The sequence below is a fragment of the Denitraticella aggregata genome (genome assembly GCF_048158365.1).
Taxonomy (GTDB): Bacteria; Pseudomonadota; Gammaproteobacteria; order Burkholderiales; family Rhodocyclaceae; genus Azoarcus_F.
This window is the reverse complement of sequence record NZ_JBLLNL010000003.1, coordinates 264,815-282,175: the sequence shown is the minus strand read 5'-3', so window position 1 is coordinate 282,175 and position 17,361 is coordinate 264,815. Positions and strand designations below refer to the sequence as shown.

Annotated in this window: 18 protein-coding genes and 1 tRNA gene; 6 read left to right on the top strand and 13 right to left on the bottom strand. The window is 65.3% G+C overall.

Annotated features, from left to right (window positions below; translation table 11 throughout):
- Positions 1–240: 240 nt before the first annotated feature.
- Positions 241–1,413, bottom strand: a complete 1,173-nt coding sequence (locus ACKVEX_RS06375; RefSeq protein WP_473214861.1) for a cation diffusion facilitator family transporter — start codon at positions 1,411–1,413, stop codon at positions 241–243.
- Between the two features lie 52 nt (positions 1,414–1,465).
- Here ACKVEX_RS06375 and ACKVEX_RS06370 point away from each other — a divergent pair, with 52 nt between their 5' ends.
- Positions 1,466–1,918 (top strand): rhodanese-like domain-containing protein, encoded by a 453-nt coding sequence (locus tag ACKVEX_RS06370; protein ID WP_473214860.1) that lies wholly within the window; start codon positions 1,466–1,468, stop codon positions 1,916–1,918.
- A 128-nt stretch (positions 1,919–2,046) separates the two neighbouring features.
- Positions 2,047–3,147 carry a quinolinate synthase NadA gene (gene nadA, locus ACKVEX_RS06365; protein ID WP_473214859.1) on the top strand — a complete coding sequence of 367 codons (1,101 nt, stop codon included), beginning with the start codon at positions 2,047–2,049 and terminating at the stop codon, positions 3,145–3,147.
- A gap of 29 nt (positions 3,148–3,176) precedes the next feature.
- Here nadA and ACKVEX_RS06360 read toward each other — a convergent pair whose 3' ends face one another.
- Both ACKVEX_RS06360 and ACKVEX_RS06355 read right to left on the bottom strand, forming a co-directional pair.
- Positions 3,177–3,629, bottom strand: coding sequence for a cupin domain-containing protein (locus ACKVEX_RS06360; protein WP_473214858.1), 453 nt, complete (start codon positions 3,627–3,629; stop codon positions 3,177–3,179).
- Positions 3,626–4,729: a RuBisCO large subunit C-terminal-like domain-containing protein gene (locus tag ACKVEX_RS06355; protein ID WP_473214857.1), complete on the bottom strand. Its 1,104-nt coding sequence runs from the start codon at positions 4,727–4,729 to the stop codon at positions 3,626–3,628. Before ACKVEX_RS06355 ends, ACKVEX_RS06360 begins: the two co-directional genes overlap by 4 nt.
- Before the next feature lie 76 nt (positions 4,730–4,805).
- On the opposite strand from ACKVEX_RS06355, the gene ACKVEX_RS06350 reads away from it, so the two are divergent.
- Both ACKVEX_RS06350 and clsB read left to right on the top strand, forming a co-directional pair.
- Positions 4,806–5,555 carry an endonuclease/exonuclease/phosphatase family protein gene (locus ACKVEX_RS06350; protein WP_473214856.1) on the top strand — a complete coding sequence of 250 codons (750 nt, stop codon included), beginning with the start codon at positions 4,806–4,808 and terminating at the stop codon, positions 5,553–5,555.
- Positions 5,552–6,709 carry a cardiolipin synthase ClsB gene (clsB, locus tag ACKVEX_RS06345; RefSeq protein ID WP_473214855.1) on the top strand — a complete coding sequence of 386 codons (1,158 nt, stop codon included), beginning with the start codon at positions 5,552–5,554 and terminating at the stop codon, positions 6,707–6,709. The genes ACKVEX_RS06350 and clsB overlap by 4 nt, the downstream gene beginning before the upstream one ends.
- A 63-nt stretch (positions 6,710–6,772) precedes the next feature.
- Here the strand turns inward: clsB and ACKVEX_RS06340 are convergent, their stop codons facing one another.
- From ACKVEX_RS06340 to ychF, 3 genes are read right to left on the bottom strand one after another with little or no spacing between them, the layout of a single operon-like run.
- Complete coding sequence (locus ACKVEX_RS06340; RefSeq protein WP_473214854.1) at positions 6,773–7,249, bottom strand: CoA-binding protein; 477 nt, start codon at positions 7,247–7,249, stop codon at positions 6,773–6,775.
- Between the two features lie 38 nt (positions 7,250–7,287).
- The gene (gene gluQRS, locus ACKVEX_RS06335) at positions 7,288–8,217 is read right to left on the bottom strand and encodes a tRNA glutamyl-Q(34) synthetase GluQRS (RefSeq protein ID WP_473214853.1); all 930 of its coding nucleotides are present in this window, start codon (positions 8,215–8,217) and stop codon (positions 7,288–7,290) included.
- A gap of 44 nt (positions 8,218–8,261) precedes the next feature.
- Positions 8,262–9,353 (bottom strand): redox-regulated ATPase YchF, encoded by a 1,092-nt coding sequence (gene ychF / locus ACKVEX_RS06330; protein ID WP_473214852.1) that lies wholly within the window; start codon positions 9,351–9,353, stop codon positions 8,262–8,264.
- 197 nt (positions 9,354–9,550) lie between these two features.
- Between ychF and ACKVEX_RS06325 the strand changes: the two genes are divergently transcribed.
- Positions 9,551–10,441: an ATP adenylyltransferase family protein gene (locus ACKVEX_RS06325; protein ID WP_473214851.1), complete on the top strand. Its 891-nt coding sequence runs from the start codon at positions 9,551–9,553 to the stop codon at positions 10,439–10,441.
- A gap of 54 nt (positions 10,442–10,495) precedes the next feature.
- Here ACKVEX_RS06325 and pth read toward each other — a convergent pair whose 3' ends face one another.
- From pth to ACKVEX_RS06290, 7 genes are all read right to left on the bottom strand, one after another.
- Complete coding sequence (gene pth, locus ACKVEX_RS06320) at positions 10,496–11,104, bottom strand: aminoacyl-tRNA hydrolase (protein WP_473214850.1); 609 nt, start codon at positions 11,102–11,104, stop codon at positions 10,496–10,498.
- Positions 11,105–11,142: 38 nt separating this feature from the next.
- A complete protein-coding gene (locus tag ACKVEX_RS06315; protein WP_473214849.1) occupies positions 11,143–11,751 on the bottom strand; it encodes a 50S ribosomal protein L25/general stress protein Ctc in 609 nt (202 codons plus the stop codon).
- Between the two features lie 81 nt (positions 11,752–11,832).
- Positions 11,833–12,783 carry a ribose-phosphate pyrophosphokinase gene (locus ACKVEX_RS06310; protein WP_473214848.1) on the bottom strand — a complete coding sequence of 317 codons (951 nt, stop codon included), beginning with the start codon at positions 12,781–12,783 and terminating at the stop codon, positions 11,833–11,835.
- A gap of 78 nt (positions 12,784–12,861) precedes the next feature.
- Positions 12,862–12,938: transfer RNA gene (locus tag ACKVEX_RS06305), tRNA-Gln, on the bottom strand.
- Positions 12,939–12,956: 18 nt separating this feature from the next.
- Positions 12,957–13,811, bottom strand: a complete 855-nt coding sequence (gene ispE / locus ACKVEX_RS06300) for a 4-(cytidine 5'-diphospho)-2-C-methyl-D-erythritol kinase (protein WP_473214847.1) — start codon at positions 13,809–13,811, stop codon at positions 12,957–12,959.
- Positions 13,793–14,386 carry a lipoprotein insertase outer membrane protein LolB gene (lolB, locus tag ACKVEX_RS06295; protein ID WP_473214846.1) on the bottom strand — a complete coding sequence of 198 codons (594 nt, stop codon included), beginning with the start codon at positions 14,384–14,386 and terminating at the stop codon, positions 13,793–13,795. Before lolB ends, ispE begins: the two co-directional genes overlap by 19 nt.
- Positions 14,383–16,107, bottom strand: coding sequence for a tetratricopeptide repeat protein (locus ACKVEX_RS06290; protein ID WP_473214845.1), 1,725 nt, complete (start codon positions 16,105–16,107; stop codon positions 14,383–14,385). Before ACKVEX_RS06290 ends, lolB begins: the two co-directional genes overlap by 4 nt.
- A gap of 300 nt (positions 16,108–16,407) precedes the next feature.
- Between ACKVEX_RS06290 and mutM the strand changes: the two genes are divergently transcribed.
- Complete coding sequence (mutM, locus tag ACKVEX_RS06285) at positions 16,408–17,223, top strand: bifunctional DNA-formamidopyrimidine glycosylase/DNA-(apurinic or apyrimidinic site) lyase (protein WP_473214844.1); 816 nt, start codon at positions 16,408–16,410, stop codon at positions 17,221–17,223.
- The last annotated feature ends 138 nt before the right edge of the window (positions 17,224–17,361 follow it).

The window sequence follows — 17,361 nt, the reverse complement described above, 5'->3', positions numbered from 1 at the left end:
GCAAAAGGGCTGACGATGTAACTTCCGGTGACCCTTTAAAGCATCATCCGTGCCAGCTGCGTATTCAATGGTCACCGCAGGCGGACGTTCGCGTCAAAGGCGCATCCGGCAGTACCGGCACGCGCGAGGCACGCGTCACGGGGTCGGACGATACGCCGGTTCTTCAGCGTCCGCCACCGGACTGACGGTCTCGATCAATGGGCATTGCACCATCATGATGCATTTCAATCGTGGCGCGCATCATTCTGGTGCGCGACGCACGAAAAAGGTGATCGAGCGATACTCCGGATGTGTATCGAGCAACGCACGCATTCGCTGTTTGAGTGCGTTCGGCTCGATCCGATGCCAGTCGGCGTCCGACAGCATCAACTCGATTTCGACGCGCAGGCCGAGATAGTGAAGCTGCAGTCGGAGCGGCTCGATTTCGTCGCCCAGCAACATGGTCACGCTGGTCAGCACGTCACTGCGCTCTGGCAGCGGGCCGGGTGGGGGTGTCTGCAGGTCGGTATCGTCCTCCGGATCGATATGCACGAGGATGTCACGGACCTCCGGGTGCGCCGCCCGAATGCGGAAGTACACGCTGTCCGATATGCGGTGACCCTCGGAGACGGTGAGCCGGGGGTCGACCTGTATGTGCGCATCGCACAGCACGCGGTCGGCCATGCGACGCGTGCGCAGGTCGTGCAGTCCGATCACTCCGGGTGTCTGACGGATCGTTTCGCGGATGTTCTCGACCTCTTCTTCGCCCAGGCCGGTGTCGACCAGTTCGCGCATGGCCTGCCAGCACAGCCGTATGCCCATGTTCAGGATCAGGAATCCGACCACCGCGGCGGCAAGCGGCTCCAGAAACGGGTAACCAACCAGGCTGCCGCCGATGCCGACCGCGACCACCAGCGAGGACGCGGCATCCGAGCGCGCATGCCAGGCATTGGCCTCCAGCATCGCCGACTTCAGTCTCCTGCCGGCGGCGAGCGTGAAGCGGAACAGGCCCTCCTTCACGATCAGCGTTGCAATGGCCATGTAGAGTGCGGTCTGATGCACCTGCGGCGCGTCGTCCATGTGCTGCAGGCGAATGCCGGAACTCCACAGAAAGCCGAACCCGACCGCGCACAGGATGGCGCCCAGGATCAGCGTCGCGGCGGTCTCGTAACGGCCGTGGCCGTATGGGTGGTTGATGTCCGCGGGATCGGCCCCCTTGCGGCCGGCGAGCAGCACCATCAGGTCGGTGAACAGGTCCGACAGCGTGTGCACCGAATCGGCCACCAGGCTGAACGCATTGGCGAAGATGCCGATCACGAACTGGCCGATGGCCAGTACGCTGTTGGTGACGATCGCGACCCAGGTCGCGCGCTGAATGCCACGGGCGCGCCGCGGATCCTTGTTGCCGGGTGAATCGTCTGCGCTGGGAATCATGGGGGTCACGTTAGCGTATACTTTGGGATTCGATTCTATCCGGATGACCGTCATGGGCAAACTCACTGATCTTCTTGCGCTGGCACGCGAGCGGGCGCAACAGATGAATCTTCCCTACGCCGGGGCGCTCACGCCCTCCGAAGCCCATCAAGTATGGCAGCTTGCGCCGGGTGCACGGCTGGTCGATGTGCGCACGCGCGCAGAATGGGACTGGGTTGGCCGCGTGCCCGATGCAGTGGAGATCGAATGGCTGACCTACCCGGGCAGCAAGCCTAACCCATCCTTTCTCGCGCAGCTCAAGCGCGAGGTCGATACCGAGGCGCTGGTGATGTTCATGTGCCGTTCCGGCGGTCGCTCGGACCAGGCGGCACGGGCCGCGTTGGAGGCCGGCTATTCCGATTGCTACAACGTGCTCGAAGGTTTCGAGGGCGACAAGGACGCACAGGAACATCGTAACCGGATCGGTGGCTGGCGGAACGCCGGCCTGCCCTGGAAACAGAGCTGATCCGGTCTGCGGACGGCGTCGGGGCTGGCGTTCCGGCCGCGTCCCGCAGGGCACCATTTTCACGAGACCGCAACATCATGTGTCGGTTGTGGTCCAATCATCGACAGTCAGGGATGAGATAGACCAGCATGCAAGTCGCAACCATCAGTTTCGATCGTTTCAACACGCTTCAGGATCAGGAGGCCCAGGAGCGCATCCTGGCGGCGAGGGCCCGACTGGGTGAGCGAGCGGTGCTGCTGTGCCACCATTACCAGCGCGCTGATGTCTACCGTCATGCCGACCTCACCGGCGATTCGCTGAAGCTTGCGCGCCTCGCGTCGCAGACCGACGCAGAATACATCGTGTTCTGCGGCGTGCATTTCATGGCCGAGGTGGCGGACATCATGTCGCAGCCACATCAGATTGCGATCCTGCCGGATCTGGCGGCAGGCTGTTCCATGGCCGACATGGCGAACCTGGCCAAGGTCAGCCGCTGCTGGCGCGAACTCACCGAGGTGCTCGAACGGCCGGACGAGCTGATCACACCGGTCACCTACATCAACTCGGCGGCCGATCTGAAGGCGTTCTGCGGCGAGCATGGCGGCATCGTGTGCACCTCGACCAATGCGCCGACCATTCTCGACTGGGCGTTCGCGCGACGCGAGAAGGTATTGTTCTTTCCGGATCAGCACCTGGGGCGCTGGACCGGCTACAAGAAGGGCATCGGGCTGGAAGACATGGTGGTGTGGGATCCGGACCTGGAATACGGCGGGCTCACACCGGAGCAGATCCGCAGCGCCAGGATCATCCTGTGGAAAGGGCACTGCTCGGTGCATCAGATGTTCCAGGAAAGCCACATCCGCCGCTGGCGCATGCAGCATCCGGAGGGGCTCGTGATCTCGCACCCGGAGAGCAATCTGGACGTGTGTCGTAATTCCGACTACGTCGGATCGACCGAATACATCATCAACACGATCAAGGCCGGGGCGTCGAACACGCGCTGGCTGGTCGGCACCGAGCTGAACCTGGTCAATCGGCTTGCGGAGGAGATGAAGCCCGAGGGCAAGATCGTGCAGTTCATGGCGCCTACGGTGTGCATGTGCTCGACGATGCAGCGCATCGATCCGCAACACCTGGCCTGGACCCTCGAGAACCTGGCGGAAGGCAACGTCGTCAATCGGATCTCGGTGCCCGAGCACGAGGCCGAACTTGCGAAGGTCGCGCTCGAGCGCATGCTGGCCGTGTCCTGATCGCCGGCCCGCAGCGTGTCGGCACCGGCTCAGCTGCGGATGAAGGCCGCAAGCTCCGGATGCTTGCGCAAGTCGTTCAGTTCCGAGTCGGTCGGCAGTTGCGGACGGTCCCGCTCGGCGTTGACCATGCACACAAAGCCCAGGACCGAATCGTCGGCCGCACGGAACTGATGCCAGCTCATGGACGGGATCGCGACCAGGTCGTTGCGCTTGACCGGGTGCACCGTATTGCCGACCAGGCAGCGTCCGCTCCCGTTCAGGATCAGCACCGCATGTTCGTGTTGATGGCGCTCCAGCGTGGAATGACCGCCGGGCCCGATCTCGAAATAGCGCAACTCGCAGCCCAAGCCGTCACTGTGGAACAGCAACTGCCGGGTGATGTCGCGAAAGGGCGCTGAACCCTCGGGTTTGTATTCCAGGCGATCGACCGTCTCCCAGCGCCCACCCGGCAGTGCCTTGCGTAACGGAGGCGTCGTACTCATCGGGGCGACTCCGCAACGGCATGGCCGGCCACCCGATCGACGAAGTCGCGTGCAGCCGCCTCGATGTCGGGCGCCTCGAGCAAGGCGCCGCCGATCAGCAGCATCACGTCCAGGCCATAGAAATCGATCAATTCTGCGACCCGGTCCGGGAGGATGCCGCCGGCCGGAACCGGCATGGTCGGGGCCAGACCGTGCCATCGACCGCGCGCCGCATCAGCCACGTCCCGGCAACGCTGCGGACTGAAACTGAATCGGCCGCCGTGATTCGGATAGATCACCGCATCCGCGCCGGCCAGTCGAAAGAGCTTGCCGAGCAGCAGGGCCGGGGCGATCCGGGTCGTCCCCGACAACGCGGGATGCGCCAGGATCGGCAGCCCCTCGCCGGCGAGTTCCTGCAGGGCGCCCATGCCCGAGATCATCGGCGCGAGCAGGATGGCGCCGACGCCGGCGTGCCGGGCCGCCTCGAACTGCGCGATCTGCCGTCGCGGGCCGCCAGTCAGGCTGGGAGCGTACAGCGTCGCATGGCCGGTGCGTCGGTTGGTCTCGGATACCGCCTGCTGGATCGCCTCGACCCGCTCCGCGAAAGGTGCGCTCGGCTGGTTGGCCAGGCCGTGGTCGTCCTTGATCAGATCGATGCCCGCCGCGGCGAAACAGGCGGCCAGCCTTGCGAGTTCGGCGGTGGTGCTTCCCTGAGGTTTGAGCGCGGTGCAGGTCATCGCGCGCCGCTCGGCACCGGTCAGCCTGCGCAGGCCGGCGATGCCGTGGCGCGGGCCACCGAAGCGGCCGGCGAATGCCTTCGATATTTCGACGTCCACGAGTTCCAGGTCCGGATGCAGCGAGCTGTTGCCGAACAGCATGTTCATCAACTGCCCGGCCTCGAAACCGGTCGTCTCGGCCGCGAGCCCCACCGTGACAAGAAAATGGCCCGGGCCGTCGGCAACGATGTCCTGGACCCGACCCAGCACGCAGTCGCTCACCCGCGCATTGCGCACCGCATGCGGCGGCATCTCGATGCTCTGTTCGACCGCGATCGCGTGTGCGCGCGCCTCGATGTCCCGTGCTCGCGCTTCGACCCGGTAAATGACCTGTAGTGTGTCCATCCAGATTTGGTATAAATGATGCAGCGACGATTATACCGGTGACCTCCGTCACAACCTCTACGACCGACCGCCAGTCATGAAACTCAGGGTCTGTACCTACAACATCCACAAGGGCTTCTCCCAGTTCAACCGTCGCATGGTGGTGCACGAACTGCGCGACCGGTTGCGCGCGCTCGATGTCGATCTGGTGTTCCTGCAGGAAGTGCAGGGGCTGCACATGCGCCACGAGATCGTCCATGAAAACTGGCCACCGAATCCCCAGCACGAGTTCCTCGCGCACGAGGTCTGGCACCAGACCGCGTATGGGCGCAACGCGGTCTACGATCACGGACACCACGGCAATGCGATCCTGAGCCGGTTCGCGATTCTGTCCGAGCACAACCAGGACGTCTCCGATCATCGCTTCGAACGACGGGGGCTGCTGCATTGCGAGGTGGCGCTGCCGGAGCTGGCCGAGCCGGTTCATTGCGTCTGCGTTCATCTCGGCCTGATGGCGCGCAGTCGACGGCGACAGATGGAGGCCTTGGCCGAGCGCATGGAGCAACTCGTACCAGACGGTGCCCCGCTGATCATCGCAGGGGATTTCAACGACTGGCGAAATCGTGCTGATGACCTGCTGGCGCGCAGGCTCGGGCTGACCGAAGTCTTTCACCAGGGCTGCGGGCGGATCGCGAAGAGTTTTCCGAGTCGCGCGCCGGTGCTGAGCCTGGACCGCATCTACGTGCGCGGCTTCGAGGTCGCGCGGGCCGATGTGCACTGCGGTTTGCCGTGGTCCCGAATTTCGGATCATGCGGCCCTGACGGCCGAACTGGATCTGCCCGAGTGACCGCTTTTCTCGCCGGCAACCGGGTCGAACTGCTGGAGTCGGGCGCGCAGTACTTTCCGGCGATCGAGCGCGAGATGGATCGCGCGGCGTCGGAGATCTATGTCGAAACCTATATTTTCGAAGCCGATGCGACCGGCCGCCGGATCGCAGCGGCCCTGGGCCGCGCCGCGGCGCGGGGCGTGACCGTCAGGGTGTTGGTCGATGGTTTCGGCGGACGTCCGTTCGTCGATGCCCTGCTCGAACCGCTGGCCGCGGCCGGCGTGGCGGTGCTGGTCTATCGTCCGGAGATCCGGGCGCTGTCGCTTCGCCGGCATCGCCTGCGTCGCCTGCACCGCAAGCTGGTCGTGGTCGATGCCCGGGTAGCCTTCGTCGGCGGCATCAACATCATCGACGACCTGACCAAGGGGGGGCCGCCGTCGCCGCGATACGATTATGCGGTCAGGGTCGAGGGGCCGCTGTTGCCCAGTATCGTTGCGTCGGTGCGCAGGCTGTGGTGGCTGGTCTCCTGGGCGAACATGAAGCGTCGCGGCAAGCGCCTCGCGTTGCCGGCGCCACGCGGCGAGCCGATCGGCGACATGCGCGCCGCGTTCCTGATCCGGGACAACCTCGGGCATCGGCGCGACATCGAAGAGGCTTATCTGGGCGCGATTGACGCGGCGCGCGAGGAAGTGCTGATTGCGTCCGCGTATTTCTTTCCGGGGCGTCGCTTCCGTCACGCGCTCACGGTTGCAGCCCGGCGGGGCGTGCGCGTGATCATATTGCTGCAGGGGCTGTCCGATCACCCGATCCTGGCCTATGCGACAAAGGCTTTGTATCCCTATTTCCTGGATCGCGGTATCCGGCTGTTCGAGTATCACCAAAGCTATCTGCATGCGAAGGTCGCGGTGATCGACCGGCACTGGGCGACGGTCGGATCGAGCAACATCGACCCGTTCAGCCTGCTGCTCGCGCGCGAGGCCAACGTGGTCGTCGACGATCCGATATTCGCGACCCGATTGCGCGACAGCCTCGAAAATGCGATCGTGGCCGGTGCGTCGGAGCTCCACAAGGAGCACTGGCGACGCTTGCCGGCGCTGCGCCGCATGGCGACCTGGTTTGCCTATCAGTTCGTGCGCTTCGCGATCGGCATCGCCGGCTTTCGCGGCAGACTCTGACAGGGCTCACACAAGTCGATGGAAGGCTTGAACCGTAAGCGGTCAGCCGTCAGCGGCCTGCGGTCAGCCGCGAGTCGGTACGACCGGACGTTTGGCCGAGATCACGCCGGTGTTGACGCCCGCCCAGTTCAGGCCGCCGAACAGACGCGCATACTCGATCTTCACGCAGCGGTCGGCGACGACCTGCAGACCGGCCGCCTCGGCCCGGGCGACCGCCTCGTCGTTGATGACGCCGAGTTGCATCCAGAACGTCTTCGCGCCGATCGCGATCGCATCGTCGACCAGCGGCAACACGTCCTCGGGTTTGCGGAACACGTCGACCATGTCGACCGGAGCCGGAATGTCGCGCAAACTAGGGTAGCATTTCTGCCCCAGCACCTCCGGGTAGGCCGGATTCACCGGGATCACGGTATAGCCGTGATCGAGCATGTACTTCGCCGCGAAATAGCTCGGTCGGTGCCAGTTGGCCGACAGACCGACCACTGCAATCGTGCGGGTCTCCGCCAGAATCCGGCGAATGCCGGCAATGTCATCGATCATTGCGTTCTCCGAGGGGTGTTCCTGATGGCGCGGTCGCGTCATCGTCCGCTGTGCGCGAGCTGCGGCGGTGCTTCGGCCTGAAGCTGGCGAGGGATGCGATCGCACGACCAGTTGCGGATTGCCCATTCACGTATGTCCGCCAGCGAAGCCTGTCGCAACTTCTCCGGTGGATTCTGACCGAGAAACGACAGGGCCGCCAGCCACGCGTCGTGTGGGGCGAACAGGTCGACCGGAGCCGCCAGCGTCTGTTTGGAGAGCTTCTCGCCCGCGGCATTGACCACCACCGGCAGATGGGCGTACCGGGGTGTGGGCAGACCGAGCAGGTGCTGCAGATGGATCTGGCGTGCGGTCGAACCCAGCAGATCGGCGCCCCGGACCACGTCGGTCACGCCGGCGTCGGCGTCGTCGATCACCACCGCGAGCTGATAGGCGAACAGGCCATCGGCGCGCAGCACCACGAAATCGCCCACCTCGGTGGCGATGTCCTGTTGCTGCAGCCCTTGCACACGGTCCTCGAACGCATAGCGGCCCTCGGCCCTGACGCGCCACGCCCGTGCCGTCCGCCCTGCAGGCACACCGTTCCGACAGGTGCCCGGATAGATGCGAGACCCGTCCGGAGCGAGGGCCGAGTCGGCGATCTCGCGTCGCGTGCAGGCGCACGGAAATACCGCGCTGCGAGCGATGAGTTGTTCGAACGCGTTCCGGTAGGCCGCGACACGCCGGCTCTGCCACACGATCTCGCCGTCCCACTCGAATCCGAGGCGAACCAGGCTGGCGACGATGGCATCGGCCGCATCCGGCGTGCAGCGCGGCTCGTCCACATCCTCGATGCGCAGCGACCACCTTCCTCCGGCATGGCGTGCATCGACATAGCTGCCTACGGCCGCCACCAGCGATCCGAAGTGCAGCGGACCGGTCGGCGACGGCGCGAACCGGCCGACGTAGCCTCGGTTCGTCCCGGTCGTCACGGATATGCGAAAAAGTCGGTCAGCGAGCGCACGACCGTCAGGCGTTAGACGTTGAACAGGAAGTTCATCACGTCGCCGTCCTTGACCACGTAGTCCTTGCCCTCGGCGCGCATCTTGCCTGCTTCCTTGGCACCGGCCTCGCCCTTGCAAGCGATAAAGTCGTCGAAGGCGATCGTCTGCGCGCGGATGAAGCCGCGCTCGAAGTCGGTGTGGATCACGCCGGCCGCCTGTGGCGCGGTGTCGCCGACATGGATGGTCCAGGCCCGCACTTCCTTCACGCCTGCGGTGAAGTAGGTCTGTAGCCCCAGCAGCTTGTAGGCGGCGCGGATCAGGCGATCCAGGCCGGGCTCCTCCAGACCCATGGATTCGAGAAACTCCAGCTTGTCCGCGTCGTCGAGATCGGCGATCTCGGCCTCGATCGCGGCGCACAGCGCGACCACGCCGGCGCCCTCGGCCTCGGCATGCGCGCGCACCGCGTCCAGATGAGGATTGTTCTCGAAACCGTCGTCGGCGACGTTGGCTGCGTACAGCACCGGTTTGGCGGTGATCAGGCAGAAAGGTTTCAGGCTCGCCCATTCCTCCTTCGATAGCGTCAGCGCGCGCACCGGCCTGGCTTCGTTGAGCTGCGCGAAACATTGCTCCAGCACCGCGACCAGCGTCCTCGCGTCCTTGTCTCCGGCGTTGGCCGGCTTGCGGTAGCGATTGAGCGCCTTCTCGACGGTCGCCATGTCGGCCAGTGCGAGTTCGGTGTCGATGACCTCGATGTCGCGGATCGGGTCGATCGATCCCGACACATGCACGACGTTGTCGTCGGCGAAACAGCGCACCACGTGCACGATCGCATCGGTTTCACGGATGTTCGCCAGGAACTGGTTGCCGAGGCCCTCGCCCTTGGAGGCGCCCGCGACCAATCCCGCGATGTCGACGAATTCGACGATCGCCGGCTGGATCTTCTGTGGCTTCACGATCTCGGCCAGGCGGGCCAGGCGTGGGTCCGGGACCTCGACGATGCCGACGTTCGGTTCGATGGTGCAGAAGGGGTAGTTTTCGGCCTGGATGCCGGCCTTGGTCAGCGCATTGAACAGGGTCGACTTGCCGACGTTGGGCAGGCCGACGATTCCGCATTTGAGGCTCATTGGTGGACGCTCCGTGAATCGGGGGCGGCCGGGCTTTCGGGCCACCAGACCCGTGATTCTACCCTGCCGCTGAGTGCGTCCAAAGCGATGGTTCGCGACGCAGGCTCGCCGATCGGTCGCTGCAAGGCCTAGAATTGGCGAAGCTTGCGCAGGCTGCGTGGCGCATACGGTTTTTTGTGACTGCACCAGGAGGGTACATGGGGAAGACTTTCATCGAACAGGTGGATGAACGCATCGCGTCGGCGCTGGCATCGGGCGCGCTCGAACCGATCCAGGCCGAGGAGAGCGCGATCGACGAGGCGGGGGTGCGTTTCGTCGTGCGCTGGGTGTCGTCGCTGGCGGTCAAGGATGCGGCCAAGGTGGAGGCCGCGAAGCTGACGATGCCGGGCGGACCGCGCGATCCCGACTTCAATCCGTTCAAGGCGCCGGATCCGGCCCTGACGGTCGGTCCGGTGGGCGACATGCACACCGCGATCCTGAACAAGTTCCCGGTGTGCGATCGGCATCTGGTGCTGGCGCGGCGGGAGTTCGAGGAGCAGTTGACCCCGCTGGCTCTGAGCGACTTCGCGGCGCTCGCAAGCGTTCTGTGCGAGGCGGACGGTCTCGGTTTCTACAATGGCGGCACGGCGGCCGGCGCCAGCCAGCGGCACAAGCATGTGCAGTGGATTCCGGCCGCTGCGGGGAATGCGAACCTGCGGCTCTATGTTGCAGGCCTGCCGGCCGACGCGCGAGAGCATCAGCTGGTGACCCATGCCGCGCTGAAGATGCGGCATTGCTTCGTGCGTGTGGCCGTGCGCGCCGGTGCGGCGGAGGCCGCCGCGCGCAGCCTGCACGAGGCGTTCGGACTGGCGCTTGCGTTTCTCGATCTGCGCACCGATGCGGACGGACTGCTGCCTCCGTTCAATCTGCTGGTGGGCGATGGCTGGATGCTGGTGGTGCCCCGTCGCGCGGAGTGTTTCGAGGGGATCTCGATCGCGGCGATCAACTATGGCGGCACGCATTACGTGCGGCGGCCGGAGCAGATCGACACGATCCGACGGGTCGGGCCGCTGGCCGTGCTGGCCGAGGTGGGTTACGAAGGCGGGTGAGCGGGCGGACTGAGCGGTCCGAGCGGGTCGGCGCGTCCGCGTGAGCCGGATCGCTCAGGCGCCAGGCCTTTTCGGGGCGGGGGAGCCGGCGCGCGTGTTGAGTTGTGTCGCCGCCGCATTGAGATTGCCGCGGGACAACAGCGGCCAGGCCGCAAGCGCACGCTCGATGGCCTCGTCGATCAGTTCCTGTTCCTCGCGGCCGGGGCGCTTCAGCACGAAGTTGATGACTTCGTTGCGGTTGCCGGGATGGCCGATGCCGATTCTGAGCCGCCAGAAATCCTGCGTGCCGCAATGGGCGGTGATGTCCTTCAGTCCGTTGTGTCCGCCCAGCCCGCCGCCGAACTTCAGGCGAAGCTGTCCGGGCGGGATGTCGAGTTCGTCATGCACGACCAGGATCTCGGCGGCCGGGATCCGGTAGAAGCGGGCCAGCGCGCCGACGGCCTGGCCGGAACGGTTCATGAAGGTTTGCGGCATCAGCAGCAAGGCGCCCGAAGCCGGCGCCTTGGCGACAAGGCCGTGAAAACGCGACTCATGACCGAAGCGGGCGCCGAGCGCGTCTGCAAGGCGCTCACAAAACCAAAACCCGGCGTTGTGCCGGGTTTCGGTGTACTCGGCCCCGGGATTTCCGAGGCCGACGATCAGGCGTGGCGGGGTGGCCGTCATGGCTTGCCGGTGGCCTGTTTCGTACGATCGATTGTCGATCAGGCCGCTTCGCCGCTTTCTTCGCTTTCGGCCGCGACTGCACCACCGGTCTTCAATGCGGTCGCGACGACCGGGTCGCCCTCGCCGTGGAACACCACTTCGACGCCCGCGGGGAGTTTCAGGTCCGACACGTGGATGGACTGGTCGGCCTCGAGGTCCTTGAGGTCGACCTCGATGAACTCGGGCAGGTCCTTGGGCAGGCACGCAACGTCGATCTCGTTGACTACATGGGAGACCATCTGAGCGCCGAGCTTGACGGCCGGGCTGATTTCGGAATTGACGAAGTGCAACGGCACCTTCAGGTGCAGCTTCTCGGTGGCGCTGACACGTTGGAAGTCGAGGTGCAGCACCAGCTGCTTGAACGGATGCCACTGCGCATCACGCAGCACGACCGACTCCTTGCTGCCATCGACGTCGGCGATCAGGATCGACGAGTGGAAGGCCTCCTTGCGGAGCAGGTGGTAGAGCTCGTTGTGATCGAGCGTGACCGGGATCGGCTCCTGGCTTGCGCCGTAGATGATGCCCGGCAGTTGGCCGGCGCGACGCAGGCGGCGGCTCGCACCCGTGCCCTGTTCCACGCGCTTGGTGGCCTTGAATTTGATTTGCATGTGATTACTCCTGGGTTGAGACAGATCCGCCCGCGACCAGACGGATGGGTTGAGGTCCGCGGCCAAGACCGCCGACCGGATTCATTCCATGAACAGCGAACTGACCGACTCCTCGTTGCTGATGCGCAGCATGGTGTCTGCCATCAGGGATGCGACCGAAATCTGGCGGATGCGCGGGCAGTCGCGCGCATCCTCACGCAGCGGGATCGTATCGGTCACGACCAGTTCGTCCAGATCCGACTCGGCGATGCGTGCCGCCGCCGCGCTGGAGAGCACCGGATGGGTGCAATAGGACAGCACGCGCCTCGCGCCATTCTCCTTGAGCGCGGTGGCCGCCTTGCACAGCGTGCCGGCGGTGTCGACTATGTCGTCCATGATCACACAGGTGCGGTCCTTGACCTCGCCGATGATGTTCATGACTTCGGATACGTTGGCCTTGGGCCGGCGCTTGTCGATGATCGCCAGGTCGCATTCCAGGCGCTTCGCAAACGCGCGCGCCCGGACCACGCCACCGACGTCCGGCGACACGACCAGCAGATCGTCGTACTTCTGCTTGTCCAGGTCGGCCAGCAATACCGGCGCCGCATAGACGTTGTCCACCGGGATGTCGAAGAATCCCTGGATCTGATCGGCGTGCAGATCCATCGTGAGCAGCCGTTGGACGCCCGCGGCCTGCAGCATGTTGGCGACGACCTTGGCCGTGATGGGCACCCTGGCCGAGCGCGGCCGGCGGTCCTGACGCGCGTAGCCGAAGTAGGGCATCGCTGCGGTGATGCGTCCGGCCGAAGCGCGCTTCAGCGCGTCGACCAGTACCAGCAGTTCCATCAGATTGTCGTTGGTCGGCGCACAGGTGGGCTGCAGGACGAAGATATCCTTGCCACGCACGTTCTCGAGGAGTTCGATGTTGACTTCCCCATCCGAGAAACGGCCCACGGTTGCAGACCCCAGGCTGATTCCCAGTCTGCGCACCACATCCGCTGCGAGCTTGGGGTTGGCGTTGCCGGTGAAGACCATCAGGCTGCCACGGGGCATGACCGATTCTCCAGTGCCGAAAAATGACAATGACTACACTTGAAACGAATCGGGCAGGCACATGGCCTGCCCGGTGTGTGGCTGGGGAGGAAGGATTCGAACCCTCGAATGCCGGAATCAAAATCCGGTGCCTTGACCGACTTGGCGACTCCCCAAGAAACCCGTTTCGCACATCAGTCGAGCCAGTGGTGAAGCGGATGCTGCGCGATTGACCTCACGCCCCATGCCTGCCATTGCGCTGGGCAGGACTCGACGATGCGACGGGCGGAGGTCTCGTCATCCACCTCGGCGAACACGCATGCGCCGGAACCGGTCATCCTTGCAGGAGCATATTGCCCCAACCACTCTACGACGGCGGCCACCTGCGGATAGAGTTTGCAAGCGACGGCTTGCAGATCGTTCCGGGTGGCGCGCGAAGCGAAGTCCGAGATTGTGATGGGTTCGGTATTTCGCGTCAACTCCTTCGATGCGAAAATCGCTTGCGTCGGGACGTGGCAGTCAGGCCACACCACGACGTACCGGGCTGGCGCCAGCGGCAACGGGGTCAGGCGCTCGCCGATGCCTTCCGCGAAGGCGTCACGACCGAAAACGAAGAACGGCACGTCCGCACCGAGCCGTAGGCCGAGGTGGGCCAGATCGGTGCGTGACAAACCGGTGCGCCACAGACGGTTCAACGCGATCAGCGTGGTGGCCGCATCCGAACTGCCGCCTCCGAGGCCGCCGCCCATCGGCAGCCGCTTGTCGATCGAGATCGATACGCCCAGTCGGGTGCCGCTTTCCTGCTGCAGCAGGCGCGCGGCACGTACGGTGATGTCCTGCTGTTCCGGCACGCCCGGCAGGTCGGTCGCACGACTGATCCTACCGTTCGGGCGCAGTTCGAAGGACAGCAGGTCATGCCAGTCGAGCAGGCGAAAGGCGGTCTGAAGCAGATGATAGCCATCGGCACGCTGCCCGACGACATGCAGGAACAGGTTCAGCTTCGCCGGGGCGGGGCAGGCGTCCAGCCGGCTCACGGGAATGGCGTCCATTCGTCCACGATGAGTCTGATTCTGGCGTCGCCGCGGCTTGCGTCGATCCGGCGCACAGCGGCGGCGGCGTCTTCGCTGGCGTATTCCCGGTATTCGATCAGCCAGCCGCTGTCGAATACCCGCACCGGGCGGCCGAAGTCGTCTGCCAGCAGCACGCGCGCACCGGCGCGCGGCACGGCCTGCACCCAGTGCGCGAGCCCGTTCACCGGGACCGCGACGCCAAGGATCTCCGGCAGCATTTCCTGGACGCTGTCGGCATGGACACTGCGTCCGTCACCAGTTTGCAGTACCGCACCGGCCGGCGTGCTGACCAGCTGGGCGAGGACCTGGCCGAGGGGGCTGAAAACGGTCCATTCGTCGAACTCGGGAGCGTGCGACCATGCCAACCGTCCGCTCGCCGCCCGCCCGGTGTCGCTCGCGGATACCCGTCCCTCGAGCTTAAACGCGCTCGCCGCGGCGCGGCTGACCAGGGCCGGGGCGTCCGGTGACGATGGTGCGGTCGAGCAGGCGGACAGGAGTAGTGCCGCAAGGCCCGCCAAGAACGCGAGCGCACGCGTGAAGCCTCGCCGTTTCATCTTTGCAGCAAGCGCTCGATCGTCGCCCTGAGCGTGTCGTTACCCGGATGGTCGCGCAGTGCCTCTTCCCAGATGCGATCGGCTTCATCCCGACGCTCCAGTGTCCACAGCACTTCGCCCAGATGCGCGGCGATCTCCGGATCCGGTCTCAGTTCGTAAGCACGTTCGAGGTGGCCGAGCGCGCCCTCGAGGTCGCTCATGCGATAGCGTACCCAACCGAGGCTGTCGAGTATGAAAGGATCGTCCGGTGACAGTTCGAGCGCACGCACGATCAACTCTTCGGCCTCGTCCAGGCGTATGCCCCGCTCGGCAAGCGAGTACCCGAGCGCGTTGTATGCATGCGCATGTTCGGGGTCGAGCGCAATCAGCTTGCGCAGGCGCGCCTCCATCAGTTGGAGCTCGTCCAGACGCTCCGCGAGCATCGCGGATTCATAGAGCAGCTCGGTGCTGTCCGGATCGTCGAGCAGCGCCCGGTCGACCAGCTCCAGTGCTTGCGCGTAGCGACCGCCTTCGCGCAGCACCAGGGTTTCGGCGAACAACATGCGACGCGCGTCTTCCTCGCCGGTTTCGAGGCTGCGCAGGTGCAGGCGGGCCGCGTCGACATGGCCCTGGCGCGCGAGCAGCACTGCGATCCGGATTTGCGCGTCCAGATACTGCGGACCGTCCTCGACCGCCCGATACCAGCCGAGCGCGTCGTCCACCCGGTTGCGCTGTTCGGTCAGATGACCGAGGTTCATGCGGATGTGATCGGTTTCCGGATGTCCCCCATCGAGTGCTCGCTCGAACAGATCGATCGCTTCGTCATGGTTGCCGATCTGGGCGGACACCAGCGCCACCGCATACAGCAGGTCCCTGTCCTCCGGAGATTCGTCGAGCAGCCCCTGGAACGCGTCATGGGCCTTCTCGAACTCGCGCGCCGAGACCAGCGTGCGGGCATAGGCAAGGCGGGCCTGGGTACTGTCGGGATGCGTGCGCAGGTAGGCCTCCAGCAGCGTCATCGCATCTCGGGTGGCGCCGAGCTGGACCAGCAGTTGCGATTTGAGCAGTACCGCAGGCTCCCAGTCCGGCCGCAGACGCAGGGCCTCCTCCAGGGAAGCGACCGCGCCGATGCCGTCCTCGACCGAGATGGCCACCTGGGCGCGCGCGAAATGTGCCGACGGCTCCTTAAGGTAGGGTTCGGTCAGCCGATCGACGATGGACCGGACGGTCTGCCGGTCCGGCACACGGGCGAGTGCCCGGTTCAATCCCAGCAGGTTCTGCTCGAGCTGCTCTGGCGAGCCGGCGAGAATGCGGGCGAGCTGGATCTGTACTTCGTTCAGACGTTCGCCGCTAGTGGCGAGCACGCCGGCCAACACACGCCTCGCCTCGTTCGACTCCGGTTCGATCTCGGCCCACAGGCGTGCGGCTTCGGCGGCGGCATTCGTGTCGCGCGAGTACAGCGCGATCTCGGTGGCCCGTCTGGCGATACGGGGATCGCGCGTCAGGCGGGCCGCCCGCAGGTAGGCGTCGGTCGATACCGCTATCTCGCCCCGCGCGCCCGCGATTTCTGCGAGCAGGACCATGAACAGCGTCTCCGCGGTCAGCTCCTGCGCAGGCAGCGAACTCGGCTCCACCGGAGCGCTCATGATCTCCGGATGAGCCTGAGCATGGGCGGTGGGGGGCACCAGCAAGGCCCCGAGTAAGCCGATGGCGGCAGCGAGAGTGGAAAGCTTGAAATTCATGTGTTCGGGTCCATGGGGGCATCGGGCGGCGCATGAGGAATAATTTCATGCCCTGTCGGTTGGTCGGAGCCTGAACGCCGGCTTGGCCAGCGCTGCCAATGGGGTCTTAGAGGTGGATAATCCGATTCCGTTCTGCCCATGTTATGTAGTTTTAAGGGGCGGCGGCAAGCGGGTCGTCATTTCGAGGTGGCCCGCGAAAGACCTCCGACCCTTCCCGTGCCCCTGGGGCGGCTGCAGGCCCCGGGTCGCGCCGGGGCTGCGCGCACGTCTTCGCCCCGATCGCTTGAGAGGAAAGATCACATGCCCGAACTGCCTGAAGTCGAGACGACGCGGCGCGGCATCCTGCCGGTGCTGACCGGCCGGATCGTCACCGGCTGTCGTGTCAGAAACCCGCGTCTGCGCCTGCCGGTCTGCGATCTGATGGAATCGAGGGTCACCGGGCGGAAGCTGCTCGACGTCGGGCGCCGAGCCAAGTATCTGCTGCTGATCTTCGATGCGGGTTGCGTCATCGTCCATCTGGGCATGTCGGGCAGCCTTCGGGTGGTGCCGGCGGACTTGCCCCCCGGGCCACACGACCATGTCGACCTGGTATTCGGTGCGTCGGCCTTGCGTCTGCGTGATCCGCGACGCTTCGGCCTGATCGTCTGGCACGACGGAGACGCGCTCGCCCACCCCCTGCTGCGGCACCTCGGGCCCGAGCCGCTGGAGGCCGGGTTCGATGCCGGCTGGCTGTATCGCGCGACGCGTGCGACGCAGGTGCCGATCAAACAGGCCTTGATGGACGGCAGGCGGGTGGTCGGGGTCGGTAACATCTATGCATCCGAGAGCCTGTTTCGTGCGTGCATCAATCCGCTCGTCAGCGCACGAACGCTTGGTCGAGTGCGCTGCGCAAGACTGGTCGGCTGCGTGCGCGAGACGCTGCAGGACGCCATTGTCGCCGGCGGCAGCACCTTGCGCGATTTCGTCGGCGGGGATGGTCGTCCCGGGTATTTCCAGCAGCAGTACTTCGTCTATGGTCGCGCTGGACAGGCCTGCAGGGTGTGTGGGCAGGCGATCGTGAAGGCGACCGTCGCGCAGCGCGCCACCTTCTGGTGCCCGCACTGTCAGCGGCGCTGATGGCGCGGGCGTCCGTCGCGACGTGCTTGCCGCCCGTCATGTCGAATGCACGGATGATTGGAAGGCGCACATTTCGGCGCTATCCTTTGTAACCTCAACATTCCCGTGTCCTCGGCCCCGGCGGAGGCGCGACCGTGA

Bases quoted from the DNA above. Each gene is read 5' to 3' on its own strand.
- ACKVEX_RS06375 (WP_473214861.1), bottom strand. From the start codon at position 1,413: ATGATTCCCAGCGCAGACGATTCACCCGGCAACAAGGATCCGCGGCGC.
- ACKVEX_RS06370 (WP_473214860.1), top strand. From the start codon at position 1,466: ATGGGCAAACTCACTGATCTTCTTGCGCTGGCACGCGAGCGGGCGCAA.
- nadA (WP_473214859.1), top strand. From the start codon at position 2,047: ATGCAAGTCGCAACCATCAGTTTCGATCGTTTCAACACGCTTCAGGAT.
- ACKVEX_RS06360 (WP_473214858.1), bottom strand. From the start codon at position 3,629: ATGAGTACGACGCCTCCGTTACGCAAGGCACTGCCGGGTGGGCGCTGG.
- ACKVEX_RS06355 (WP_473214857.1), bottom strand. From the start codon at position 4,729: ATGGACACACTACAGGTCATTTACCGGGTCGAAGCGCGAGCACGGGAC.
- ACKVEX_RS06350 (WP_473214856.1), top strand. From the start codon at position 4,806: ATGAAACTCAGGGTCTGTACCTACAACATCCACAAGGGCTTCTCCCAG.
- ACKVEX_RS06340 (WP_473214854.1), bottom strand. From the start codon at position 7,249: ATGATCGATGACATTGCCGGCATTCGCCGGATTCTGGCGGAGACCCGC.
- ychF (WP_473214852.1), bottom strand. From the start codon at position 9,353: ATGAGCCTCAAATGCGGAATCGTCGGCCTGCCCAACGTCGGCAAGTCG.
- ACKVEX_RS06325 (WP_473214851.1), top strand. From the start codon at position 9,551: ATGGGGAAGACTTTCATCGAACAGGTGGATGAACGCATCGCGTCGGCG.
- pth (WP_473214850.1), bottom strand. From the start codon at position 11,104: ATGACGGCCACCCCGCCACGCCTGATCGTCGGCCTCGGAAATCCCGGG.
- ACKVEX_RS06315 (WP_473214849.1), bottom strand. From the start codon at position 11,751: ATGCAAATCAAATTCAAGGCCACCAAGCGCGTGGAACAGGGCACGGGT.
- ACKVEX_RS06310 (WP_473214848.1), bottom strand. From the start codon at position 12,783: ATGCCCCGTGGCAGCCTGATGGTCTTCACCGGCAACGCCAACCCCAAG.
- ispE (WP_473214847.1), bottom strand. From the start codon at position 13,811: ATGGACGCCATTCCCGTGAGCCGGCTGGACGCCTGCCCCGCCCCGGCG.
- lolB (WP_473214846.1), bottom strand. From the start codon at position 14,386: ATGAAACGGCGAGGCTTCACGCGTGCGCTCGCGTTCTTGGCGGGCCTT.
- ACKVEX_RS06290 (WP_473214845.1), bottom strand. From the start codon at position 16,107: ATGAATTTCAAGCTTTCCACTCTCGCTGCCGCCATCGGCTTACTCGGG.
- mutM (WP_473214844.1), top strand. From the start codon at position 16,408: ATGCCCGAACTGCCTGAAGTCGAGACGACGCGGCGCGGCATCCTGCCG.